This window comes from Pseudomonas sp. VS40, from assembly GCF_018587885.1.
Classification (GTDB): domain Bacteria; phylum Pseudomonadota; class Gammaproteobacteria; order Pseudomonadales; family Pseudomonadaceae; genus Aquipseudomonas; species Aquipseudomonas pergaminensis.
The window spans coordinates 870,045-880,339 of record NZ_JAGYWD010000001.1; the positions used below are offsets into that span (position 1 = coordinate 870,045).

Annotated in this window: 13 protein-coding genes; 5 read left to right on the forward strand and 8 right to left on the reverse strand. The window is 60.3% G+C overall.

Features of this window, described 5'->3' with window-relative positions:
* Nucleotides 1-10 precede the first annotated feature (10 nt).
* From hpf to KHP07_RS03960, 4 genes are read left to right on the forward strand one after another with little or no spacing between them, the layout of a single operon-like run.
* Nucleotides 11-316, forward strand: coding sequence for a ribosome hibernation-promoting factor, HPF/YfiA family (gene hpf, locus KHP07_RS03945; protein ID WP_003171804.1), 306 nt, complete (start codon nucleotides 11-13; stop codon nucleotides 314-316).
* A 10-nt stretch (nucleotides 317-326) separates the two neighbouring features.
* Nucleotides 327-791: a PTS IIA-like nitrogen regulatory protein PtsN gene (gene ptsN, locus KHP07_RS03950; protein WP_061435337.1), complete on the forward strand. Its 465-nt coding sequence runs from the start codon at nucleotides 327-329 to the stop codon at nucleotides 789-791.
* A gap of 2 nt (nucleotides 792-793) precedes the next feature.
* Entirely contained in the window at nucleotides 794-1,651 is an 858-nt protein-coding gene (gene rapZ / locus KHP07_RS03955; protein ID WP_049709982.1) for an RNase adapter RapZ, read from the forward strand.
* Nucleotides 1,652-1,667: 16 nt separating this feature from the next.
* Entirely contained in the window at nucleotides 1,668-1,940 is a 273-nt protein-coding gene (locus KHP07_RS03960) for an HPr family phosphocarrier protein (RefSeq protein ID WP_078046891.1), read from the forward strand.
* A 101-nt stretch (nucleotides 1,941-2,041) separates the two neighbouring features.
* Here the strand turns inward: KHP07_RS03960 and KHP07_RS03965 are convergent, their stop codons facing one another.
* The 6 genes from KHP07_RS03965 to pmbA form a co-directional block, all read right to left on the reverse strand.
* Nucleotides 2,042-2,935 (reverse strand): ZIP family metal transporter, encoded by an 894-nt coding sequence (locus KHP07_RS03965; protein ID WP_078046890.1) that lies wholly within the window; start codon nucleotides 2,933-2,935, stop codon nucleotides 2,042-2,044.
* 33 nt (nucleotides 2,936-2,968) lie between these two features.
* Nucleotides 2,969-3,580: a superoxide dismutase gene (locus KHP07_RS03970; RefSeq protein ID WP_078046889.1), complete on the reverse strand. Its 612-nt coding sequence runs from the start codon at nucleotides 3,578-3,580 to the stop codon at nucleotides 2,969-2,971.
* A gap of 1 nt (nucleotide 3,581) precedes the next feature.
* Nucleotides 3,582-4,010: a DUF2753 family protein gene (locus tag KHP07_RS03975; protein ID WP_078046888.1), complete on the reverse strand. Its 429-nt coding sequence runs from the start codon at nucleotides 4,008-4,010 to the stop codon at nucleotides 3,582-3,584.
* Nucleotides 4,011-4,037: 27 nt separating this feature from the next.
* On the reverse strand, nucleotides 4,038-5,414 hold the full coding sequence (locus KHP07_RS03980; protein ID WP_214496627.1) for a class II fumarate hydratase: 1,377 nt from the start codon (nucleotides 5,412-5,414) through the stop codon (nucleotides 4,038-4,040).
* Complete coding sequence (locus KHP07_RS03985; RefSeq protein WP_078046886.1) at nucleotides 5,407-5,802, reverse strand: FagA protein; 396 nt, start codon at nucleotides 5,800-5,802, stop codon at nucleotides 5,407-5,409. The genes KHP07_RS03980 and KHP07_RS03985 overlap by 8 nt, the downstream gene beginning before the upstream one ends.
* Before the next feature lie 150 nt (nucleotides 5,803-5,952).
* Nucleotides 5,953-7,299 carry a metalloprotease PmbA gene (gene pmbA, locus KHP07_RS03990; RefSeq protein ID WP_078046885.1) on the reverse strand — a complete coding sequence of 449 codons (1,347 nt, stop codon included), beginning with the start codon at nucleotides 7,297-7,299 and terminating at the stop codon, nucleotides 5,953-5,955.
* A gap of 108 nt (nucleotides 7,300-7,407) precedes the next feature.
* On the opposite strand from pmbA, the gene yjgA reads away from it, so the two are divergent.
* Nucleotides 7,408-7,929, forward strand: a complete 522-nt coding sequence (gene yjgA, locus KHP07_RS03995) for a ribosome biogenesis factor YjgA (RefSeq protein WP_017138246.1) — start codon at nucleotides 7,408-7,410, stop codon at nucleotides 7,927-7,929.
* 45 nt (nucleotides 7,930-7,974) lie between these two features.
* Here the strand turns inward: yjgA and tldD are convergent, their stop codons facing one another.
* Both tldD and KHP07_RS04005 read right to left on the reverse strand, forming a co-directional pair.
* Entirely contained in the window at nucleotides 7,975-9,417 is a 1,443-nt protein-coding gene (tldD, locus tag KHP07_RS04000; protein WP_078046884.1) for a metalloprotease TldD, read from the reverse strand.
* Nucleotides 9,418-9,433: 16 nt separating this feature from the next.
* Nucleotides 9,434-10,282 (reverse strand): carbon-nitrogen hydrolase family protein, encoded by an 849-nt coding sequence (locus KHP07_RS04005; protein WP_099494052.1) that lies wholly within the window; start codon nucleotides 10,280-10,282, stop codon nucleotides 9,434-9,436.
* Nucleotides 10,283-10,295: the final 13 nt, after the last annotated feature.

Sequence of the window (10,295 nt, forward strand, 5' to 3'; positions counted from 1 at the left end):
GAGAAGCTGTATGCAAGTCAACATCAGTGGACACCAGCTGGAAGTCACCAAACCCCTGCGTGAATACACCGAAAGCAAGCTGAACAAGCTGGCGGGGCATTTTGACAAGATCACCAATGTGCAGGTCATCATGGAGGTCGATAAGCTCAAGCAGAAAATCGAGGCCACCCTGCACGTACCGAATGCAAAGCTCGTCGCCAATGCAGAACATGAAGACATGTACGCGGCGATCGACTCGCTCTACGACAAGCTGGACCGCCAACTCATAAAGCATAAGGAAAAGAATCTGCACCTGATGCAAGGTACAGGTCGTTAACTCTCCCCACATGATCCGACTTGAAACCATCCTGACCCCCGGCCGTTCCCTCGTGAACGTGCCGGGAGGCAGCAAGAAAAAAGCCCTCGAACAAATTGCCAACCTGATCGCGCGCGAAGTGCCGGATCTGGAGATGCAGGATGTGTTCGATGCGCTGATTGCCCGTGAAAAACTCGGCTCTACCGGTTTTGGTAACGGCATCGCCATTCCTCATTGCCGCCTCAAAGGCTGCGAAACACCCGTCAGCGCCCTGCTCCACCTGGAAGCCCCCATCGATTTCGACGCTATCGACGGCGCCCCGGTCGACCTGCTGTTCGTTCTGCTGGTCCCACAAGCCGCCACCGATGCACACCTGGAACTGCTCAGGCAGATCGCCAGCATGCTCGACCGCAAGGAAGTACGCGACAAACTGCGTAGCGCCAGTAGCAATGAGGCGCTGTACCAGGTTGTCCTGGATGAACAGAACGGGCAGTAATCATGCGTTTGATCATCGTCAGCGGCCGTTCTGGCTCGGGTAAAAGTACCGCCCTCAATGTTCTTGAGGACAGCGGTTTCTATTGCATCGACAACCTGCCCGCCGGCCTGCTGCCGGAACTGGCGGAGCGTGCGCTGATCCACACCGAACTGGCGCAACCCCTGGTCGCCGTTTCGATTGATGCCCGCAACCTGCCCAGCCACCTTGAGCGATTTCCGCAATTACTCGAGGAAGTGCGCGCCAAGCATATTCATTGCGATGTGCTTTACCTGGACGCCGACGAAGAGACTTTGCTCAAGCGCTTCTCCGAAACCCGTCGACGCCACCCCCTCAGCAGCCCCCACCGTTCCCTGGCAGAAGCCATCGAAGACGAAACCAAGCTGCTGGGGCCGATCATTGACCTCGCTGACCTCAAGATCAATACCACCAGCCTCAACCTGTATCAGCTGCGCGACGCCATCAAGCTGCGCCTGCTGAATCAGCCGGAGCCCGGTACGGCATTTCTTGTTGAGTCATTCGGGTTCAAGCGTGGCATGCCGGTGGACGCCGACCTGGTGTTCGATGTGCGCTGCCTGCCCAACCCCTACTGGAAGCCGGAACTGCGCGAACAGTCCGGGCTGGATCAGCCCGTGGCTGATTACCTGGCAGCGCAGCCGGATGTGGAGGAGATGTTCCAGGACATTTCCAGCTACTTGCTCAAATGGTTGCCACGCTTCGCCGCCAGCAACCGCGCCTACGTCACCATCGCCATCGGCTGCACCGGCGGCCACCACCGTTCCGTCTACCTGACCGAGCGCCTGGGCCAGGTGCTGCAACAAACCCTCAAGAACGTCCAGGTCCGCCACCGCGACCTTAGCTGAAAGGAACACCTGCGCGATGCCCGCTCTGGAAATTGAAATCATCAACAAGCTGGGCCTGCACGCCCGGGCCTCCGCCAAATTCGTGGGTGTGGCTGGGCAGTTTCCCTGTCAGATCCGCGCCGGACGCTCACCGGAATCGATGGTCGACGGCAAAAGCATCATGGCGATGATGATGCTGGCAGCGGGCAAGGGCACTAAGATTCACTTGAAGACCGAAGGTGAGCAGGAGCAGGAAGCGATGGACGCCTTGGTGGCGCTGATCAACAACTACTTCGACGAAGGCGAATAACCCTCTGTAGGAGCCCGGCTTGCCGGCGATGGCGTCGCCAAGCGCACCGCACGTCTCAAGGATTGATCGCCGGCAAGCCGGCTCCTACAAGGGAGCGGGCGTTATCCCAACGCCGTGTCCATCACCATCATCAAGCAAAACCCGATGCACAACCCCAAACTGGCGAGCTTTTCGTGACCATTGCGCCGCGATTCGGGAATGACCTCGTGGGTCACCACCAGCAGCATCGCGCCGGCGGCCAGGGCCAGACCCAACGGCAACAATACCTCGGCCAGGCTGACCAGCCAGGCACAGAGCACCGCAAACACCGGCTCAACCAGACCTGACGCCGCACCGATCAGGAACGCCTTGACCCGCGACATCCCTGCCCCGGCCAACACCAACGCAATCACCAGGCCTTCGGGCACGTCCTGCAACGCAATGCCCATCGCCAGGCTGTCTGCATCCGGCATACCGCCGCCTGCGGAGACGCCGACCGCCATGCCTTCGGGGATGTTATGGGCAATGATGGCAAATACGAACAACCAAATGCGCGGTGGAATCACCGGTTTGTCCGGCGTGCCCACCAGCATTTCCGGGCTAGCGCCGGAGACCTTGCGGTCAACCAGATACAGCCCGAATGCTCCCAGCATAATGCCAAAGCTGATCAGGCCACTTGCCCCCCAGGGCGAGAGCCCCAGGCCTTCAGCCGCGGCAATGCCCGGCACGATCAGCGAAAACGCCGTCGCCGCCAGCATCACCCCGGCACCAAAGCCCAGCAATGTATCGCTCAACGCCACCGGCATACGTCGGATGACCAACACCGGCACGGCGCCAAGGGCCGTGCCGAGCGCACAGATGGCGCCGCCCTGTAGGGCACGCAGAATACGCGGTTCCAGGTCCAGCCAGGCCAGCCCGTGGGCCACCAGCAATGCAATACCTGCCAATAGCAGTAGCGAGCCAAACGCATAACGAAACATTCGCCCGCTGCTGATCGCCAGTGTTTCAGTGCCCATAGTCGGCCTTAGATCTTGTTATGAAGGTGAATGTCAGGCCACGGCGGCCTGATAGCGGGCGGCGACTTCTGGCCAGTTGATAACACTGTAGAAGGCATTGATGTATTCCGGGCGACGGTTCTGGTACAGCAGGTAGTAGGCGTGTTCCCAGACGTCCAGACCGAGAATCGGCGTATTGCCGTTCATCAGTGGGCTGTCCTGGTTGCCACTGCTTTCCACCACCAGGGTCTTCTGCGGAGTCACACTCAACCAGGCCCAGCCGCTGCCGAAACGGGTCAATGCAGCCTTGGTGAAGGCCTCTTTGAAACTGTCGAAGCCACCCAACTGTTCATCAATGGCTTTGCCCAACGCGCCTTCGGGTTTGCCGCCACCTTTGGGCGACATCACTGCCCAGAACAACGAGTGGTTGGCATGGCCGCCACCCTGGTTGATGACGGCTGCACGCAGTTTTTCCGGCAGTTGCTGCACACTGGACACCAGCTTCTCCACTGGCCAGCCGGCAAACTCAGTGCCTTCCACAGCCGCATTGAGGTTGTTGATGTACGTCTGGTGGTGCTTGGTGTAGTGGATCTCCATGGTTTGCGCATCGATATGCGGTTCCAGGGCGTCGTACGCGTAAGGCAAGGCAGGCAAGGTATAAGTCATATCAATGTGCTCCGTAATGAGGAGTGGTCGGCTGTGCCGCAGTACCGCCCAGCAAGCGATGGGTACGAGGGTATTCGCCGTGGTCGCTGATGAAATTCAACAGCTCGACGTAGGTTTTGCTGCTCTGACGCAGGGCCGCCTCCCGTAATTGCGGGCTCAAACGCGAGTCCTGCATGGTCTGCAACAGGCGCTGATGAATAGCGCAGAGGTATTCCGCGCTTTCCTCTGGCTGATTCAGGCGCAGGTGCAAATCCGCCAGGTTGTGATGGGAAATGACGCAAGCCGCCACTGCTTCGTCGGCATCCGCCCAACGTTCGAATAACACTTGAGCCAGGGCCAGGGCTTGCAGATAGGCCTCGCGAGCGTCGACCAGTTCGCCTGCCATAAAGCAGCGATTGGCCCGTTCGATCGTGCGTTTCCAGTGCTCCATGGTGAGCCTCCAAAGCAGGGTCGGTGATTACACGCCGCCAGCCGTGAGCTTTTCCGGATCCAGCAGGATCTCCAGTTGGCTGCGCGGCAAGTCGGTGTGCTCCAGTGCGACCTCAATCACCGGGCGGCCCTGCTGATAGGCTTTCTTGGCGATTTCAGCGGCCTTTTGGTAACCGATGATCGGGTTGAGTGCGGTGACCAGAATCGGGTTGCGCGACAGCGCTTCCTTGAGCTTGGCTTCATTGACCTTGAAACTGGCAATGGCCTTGTCCGCGAGAAGGCGACTGGAATTGGCCAGCAGTTCAAGGCTGCTGAGCAGGTTCTGCGCGATGATCGGCAGCATCACGTTCAGTTCGAAGTTGCCTGACTGACCGGCGACGGTGATTACCGTGTCATTGCCAATGACCTGCGCGGCGACCATCGCAGTCGCTTCCGGGATCACCGGGTTGACCTTGCCGGGCATGATCGACGAGCCAGGTTGCAGGCCTTCCAGTTCGATTTCACCCAGGCCGGCAAGCGGACCGGAGTTCATCCAGCGCAGGTCGTTGGCGATTTTCATCAGCGACACGGCGGTGGCTTTCAACTGGCCGGACACGGCCACGGCGGTGTCTTGAGAGCCAATCAGGGCGAACAGGTTTTTGCCGGGGGTGAATTTCACGCCTGTCAGGCTGCTCAGTTGCTGGCTGAAACGCGCAGCGAATTCAGGGTGTGCGTTGATCCCGGTGCCCACTGCCGTGCCGCCCTGAGCCAGGGCTTGCAAACTCGGCAGAAGGTCCTGCAAATGCCCGATATTGGCCTTGAGCTGCTGCGCCCAACCGTTGAGCACTTGGCTCATGCGCACCGGCATGGCGTCCATCAGGTGCGTGCGACCGGTCTTGATGAAAGGATGGAGCTCTTCGGCCTTCCGCTCGATCACCTGCACCAAGTGCAACAGGGCCGGCAGCGTTTGCTCGTGCAGGACCAGCGCGGCACTGACGTGGAGGGTAGTCGGGATGATGTCGTTGCTGCTTTGGCCGCAATTCACGTGATCGTTGGGGTTGACCGACTCGCCCAGCAAACGGCTGGCGAGGGTTGCAATCACTTCGTTGGCATTCATGTTGGAGCTGGTGCCGGAGCCGGTCTGGAAGATATCCACCGGGAAGTGCGGCATGAAATCCCCTTCCAACAAACCTTGGGCGGCATCGACAATGGCTTTGCCCTGCCCCTCGCTGATCTGCTTGAGGTCAACGTTGACCTTGGCAGCGGCGGCCTTGGCCAGTATGAGCGCGCGAATGAATTGCGCTGGCATGCGTTGGTGGCTGATCGGGAAGTTGTTCACCGCGCGCTGGGTCTGGGCGCCATACAGGGCCTCGGCAGGCACGTGCAGTTCGCCCATGCTGTCGCGTTCGATACGGGTGTTACTCATCGGAAGATCCTTGCACCAGGTCAGAAACAGAAATTGAGGGCAGCAATTCGCACGTCGCCAATTGCCAGGCAAAGGTCTGCCAGCGCTTGAGGCGGCAGGCACAGTGAGAGAGTTTTTCCAGGTCACGCAGAGGGCGCCAGGCCTGGTCCAGGCACAAGGAGCGCCAGTGCCAAGGCAGCGCAATATCGCTGGCAGTGTCGAGTAACAGGCGGAATGAGGTTTCGGCGATCGTCCACGGATGGGTTGCAGTGCAGCACGCCAGGTATCGACCTTCATTGAGGTAATGTTCGATCAGGCGCGGTTCGTTGGGGTCGAGACCGCAGCGAATCTGGCGACTCATCCAGCGCCAGCTCTCAAGGTAGGGATCCTCATGCAGGACAGAACTCATGATCCACACTCATCCGGTAATGATATTTATTATTAAATGATATTGAGAATCAAAACAAGGGTGGCACGTTAATCCCGCTGACACGTGGCCACAAAAAAAGGCGCGCCATTTAAGATGGCGCGCCTTTCTTGTTTAACCGGGTCGGAAGGATCAGCTACCGGCGACGGTCATCCGTTCGATCAACACCGAACCCGTGCGGATATTGCTGCGCAGTTCCAGGTCGTTCCCGACCGCAATGATCTGCTTGAACATATCGCGCATGTTGCCGGCGATAGTCACCTCCTGGACGGCAAATTGAATCTCACCGTTTTCCACCCAGAAGCCTGCCGCGCCACGGGAATAATCGCCCGTGACCATGTTCAGGCCGTGGCCCATCAACTCAGTCACCAGCAGGCCGCGCCCCATCTTCCGCAGCAACGCTGCCTGGTCTTCATCGCCATGGGTGACGAACAGGTTGTGCACGCCACCGGAGTTGGCGGTGCTCGGCAAACCAAGTTTGCGGCCGGCGTAGGTACCAAGCACGTAGGACACCAATTCACCGTTTTCGACAAACGGCTTCGCGTACGTCGCTAGGCCATCGCCGTCAAACGCCGAACTGCCCATGGCGCGCATCAGGTGTGGGCGCTCATCGATGGTCAACCATTCTGGAAACAGCTTCTGCCCAATCGCCCCCTCCAGGAACGAGGACTTGCGATAAAGGTTGCCCCCGGAAATCGCGCCAAGGAAGCTGCCGAACAAGCCACCGGCCAATTCCGCCGAAAACAGCACCGGCACTTCACAGGTCGGCACGGGACGCGCGCCCAGGCGGCTCGCGGCACGCTGTGCAGCACGCTGGCCGATGCTGATCGGATCGGCCAGTAAATCGCCCTGGCGGTTTACGTCATACCAGTAATCGCGCTGCATCTGGCCATTGGCTTCGGCGATCATCACGCAGCTCAGGCTATGACGCGTGGACGCGTAACCGCCAATAAAACCATGGCTGTTACCATACACGCGGCAGCCCTGATGGGTGCTCAACGTGGTGCCATCAGCGTTCTTGATGCGGGTATCGGCGTCGAACGCGGCGGCTTCACAGGTCAGTGCCTGTTCAATGGCCTGCTCGGGCGTGATGTCCCAGGCGTGAAACAGATCAAAGTCTTTCAGGTCCTTGGCCATCAACGCCTTGTCAGCCAAGCCCGAGCTTTCATCCTCGGAGGTGTGCTTGGCGATCGCCAATGCCGCCGCCACGGTCTCGCGAATAGCCTCCGGGCCACTGGCCGATGTGCTGGCCGAGCCTTTGCGCTGCCCTACATACAAGGTGATGCCAAAGCCTTGGTCGCGGTTGAACTCCACGGTCTCGACTTCCCGCTGGCGCACCGATGTCGAGAGCCCCTGCTCCAGCGACACCGCCACTTCACAGGCGCTAGCCCCCTGGCGCTTGGCTTCGGCAAGGATCTGCTCGACTTGTTCCTGCAGTGCCGGTAACGCTTGCGGACCGACGCTTTGGGCTGCACTCATGGTTTTCTCCACTCAAATTCTGCTTTCGGTTAAGGCCATCGAGCGACCGGGCCGGACAAGCGGCCCCCGACTGGTTATCATGGCGGCGTTTCTTTGCGGACTGCCACCATGGTTGATTCTTACGACGACTCCCTCGATGGGGAGAAAAGCAAAACCCAGGTCAAACGTGAGCTGCATGCTCTGGTTGACCTCGGCGAGCGCCTTACAACGCTCAAGAAGGATTTGATTGCAAAACTGCCATTGACCGACGAAATGCGCCGGGCCTTGGCGGATGCGCCCAAGCACACCGCGAATATCGCGCGTAAACGGCACATCATGTTTATCGGCAAACTGATGCGCGATCAGGACACTGACGCCATTCTGGCCTTGCTCGATCAAACTGATGCCTCCACTCGCCAGTACAACGAACGCTTCCATAACCTGGAACGTTGGCGTGACCGCCTGATCTCGGGCGATGACGCCGTGCTGGAAAAATTCGTACTGGACTACCCGGACGCGGACCGCCAGCAACTGCGCTCCCTGATCCGTCAGGCCCAGCACGAGCAGGCGCATAACAAGGCGCCGGCCACCAGCCGTAAAATCTTCAAGTACATCCGTGAGCTGGACGAGACTCAACGCGGCCTGCGCTGATCCTCTTCCCCGGGTGGCGGCCTTCGCCACCCGAAGCTCCCGCGTCTACGCCCCCGTGCCACCCACGGTGATCGCATCAATCTTCAGCGTTGGCTGGCCGACACCCACCGGCACCGACTGCCCATCCTTCCCGCACGTGCCCACGCCGCTGTCCAGCGACAGGTCGTTACCGACCATCGACACCTTGCTCATGGCTTCCGGACCGTTACCGATCAACGTTGCGCCCTTGACCGGCGCGGTAATCTTGCCGTCTTCGATCAGGTAAGCCTCGCTGGTGGAAAACACGAACTTGCCGCTGGTGATATCCACCTGGCCACCACCGAGGTTGGCGCAATAGATGCCGCGCTTCACCGACGCAATGATTTCTGCCGGGTCGCTTTCGCCACCGAGCATGTAGGTGTTGGTCATGCGTGGCATCGGCAGGTGCGCATAGGATTCACGGCGACCGTTACCGGTGCGGGCCACACCCATCAGGCGGGCGTTGAGCTTGTCTTGCATGTAGCCCTTGAGCACACCGTTTTCGATCAGGGTGGTGCACTCGGTCGGGGTGCCTTCGTCATCGACACTCAGCGAGCCACGGCGCCCGGCCAGGGTGCCGTCATCAACGATGGTGCAAAGTTTGGACGCAACCATCTCGCCCATACGCCCGCTGTACGCCGAGCTGCCCTTGCGGTTGAAATCACCTTCCAGGCCATGACCGACCGCTTCGTGCAGCAGCACGCCGGACCACCCCGAACCCAGCACCACCGGCAAGGTCCCGGCCGGTGCCGGAATCGCTTCCAGGTTGACCAGCGCCTGGCGCAGCGCTTCGCGGGCATACCCCATGGCACGGTCGTCGGTGAGGAAATAGCGATAGTCGGTACGCCCGCCGCCGCCATGGCCGCCGCGCTCGCGACGACCATTCTGCTCGACGATCACACTGACATTGAAGCGCACCAAGGGGCGCACATCCGCCGCCAGGCTGCCATCGGTGGACGCCACCAGAATGCGTTCCCACACGCCGGCCATGCTCACGGTCACCTGCTGGATACGCGGGTCCAACGCACGCGTCGCGGCATCGACACGCTTGAGCAAGTCAACTTTTTCGGCACGGGTCATCACTTCCAACGGGTTGTCCGGCCCATACAACTGGGTTACGTCCTGGGTGCTGAACGCCTGCACCGTGCCGTTTTGCCCAGCCCGGGAAATAGAGCGCGCGGCACGGGCGGCCAGGCCCAAGGCCTCAAGGGTGATCGCATTGCTGTAGGCAAAGCCGGTTTTTTCGCCGGATTGCGCACGCACACCCACACCTTGGTCAAGGTTGAAACTGCCTTCCTTGACAATGCCGTCTTCCAGGGCCCAGGACTCGGAGATCTGCCCCTGGAAATACAGGTCGGCCGCGTCGATGCCCGGCCCGGCGAGATCGCCCAGCACGGTTTGCAAACTTTCGATGGTCACGCCACCGGGTGCCAGGAGGTGTTCACTGACTGAGGACAACAACTCGCTCATAGGTATGGCCTTAAATTCATCGTTCCGAAGCAGGCCGCTGTGCGCCCTGCGAGAAAAAGCGCCGATGGTTGACCACCGGCATGCGCGCCCTAATCGACGCTTGTTCACTGCTATCGCGTTCGGCCAGCAACACCGCTTCGCCCTGATCCTGTTGTGCCAGCACGCGCCCCCAGGGATCGACAATCGCCGCATGGCCATAGGTTTCCCGTGGCCCCGGATGCACGCCTCCCTGGGCGGCCGCCAGCAGGTAGCACTGGGTCTCGATGGCCCGCGCGCGAATCAGCACGTCCCAGTGCGCAGCGCCGGTTACGGCCGTAAACGCTGAAGGCGCAGTGATCAATTCAGCCCCCGCCGCGCGCAATTCGCTGTACAGCTCGGGGAAGCGCAGGTCGTAACACACTGTCAGGCCCAAGCGACCAACGGGTGTATCCGCCACCACCACATTGCCCCCGAAAGCATAGTCGTCGGATTCGCGATAACGCCCGCGAGCGTCGGCAACGTCCACATCGAACAAGTGCAGCTTGTCGTAACGGGCAACGATTTCACCCTGATCATCGACCAGCAGCGAGCAGGCATTGGACTTGGCGTGCGGTTGGTCTTTAGGCGGCAATGGCAAAGTACCCGCCACTATCCATAAGGTGAGGTCGCGCGCGGTCTGTTTCAACCATGGCAGGATCGGGCCTTCGCCCAGCGCTTCGGCGCGGCCGATGTCGGCCACGTCACGGCGGCCCATGGCAGCGAAGTTTTCCGGCAATACCGCCAGCTTTGCACCGCCTGCCGCCGCTTCCTCCAACAAGCGCCGGGCCTGGGCCAGGTTGGCCAGCACATCGCTCTGGCTGACCATTTGAATTACCGCAAAGGACATGGGCCGACACTCC

Excerpts from the sequence above, each read along its gene's own strand:
- hpf (WP_003171804.1), top strand. The coding sequence starts at position 11 with ATGCAAGTCAACATCAGTGGACACCAGCTGGAAGTCACCAAACCCCTG.
- ptsN (WP_061435337.1), top strand. The coding sequence starts at position 327 with ATGATCCGACTTGAAACCATCCTGACCCCCGGCCGTTCCCTCGTGAAC.
- rapZ (WP_049709982.1), top strand. The coding sequence starts at position 794 with ATGCGTTTGATCATCGTCAGCGGCCGTTCTGGCTCGGGTAAAAGTACC.
- KHP07_RS03960 (WP_078046891.1), top strand. The coding sequence starts at position 1,668 with ATGCCCGCTCTGGAAATTGAAATCATCAACAAGCTGGGCCTGCACGCC.
- KHP07_RS03965 (WP_078046890.1), bottom strand. The coding sequence starts at position 2,935 with ATGGGCACTGAAACACTGGCGATCAGCAGCGGGCGAATGTTTCGTTAT.
- KHP07_RS03970 (WP_078046889.1), bottom strand. The coding sequence starts at position 3,580 with ATGACTTATACCTTGCCTGCCTTGCCTTACGCGTACGACGCCCTGGAA.
- KHP07_RS03975 (WP_078046888.1), bottom strand. The coding sequence starts at position 4,010 with ATGGAGCACTGGAAACGCACGATCGAACGGGCCAATCGCTGCTTTATG.
- KHP07_RS03980 (WP_214496627.1), bottom strand. The coding sequence starts at position 5,414 with ATGAGTAACACCCGTATCGAACGCGACAGCATGGGCGAACTGCACGTG.
- KHP07_RS03985 (WP_078046886.1), bottom strand. The coding sequence starts at position 5,802 with ATGAGTTCTGTCCTGCATGAGGATCCCTACCTTGAGAGCTGGCGCTGG.
- pmbA (WP_078046885.1), bottom strand. The coding sequence starts at position 7,299 with ATGAGTGCAGCCCAAAGCGTCGGTCCGCAAGCGTTACCGGCACTGCAG.
- yjgA (WP_017138246.1), top strand. The coding sequence starts at position 7,408 with ATGGTTGATTCTTACGACGACTCCCTCGATGGGGAGAAAAGCAAAACC.
- tldD (WP_078046884.1), bottom strand. The coding sequence starts at position 9,417 with ATGAGCGAGTTGTTGTCCTCAGTCAGTGAACACCTCCTGGCACCCGGT.
- KHP07_RS04005 (WP_099494052.1), bottom strand. The coding sequence starts at position 10,282 with ATGTCCTTTGCGGTAATTCAAATGGTCAGCCAGAGCGATGTGCTGGCC.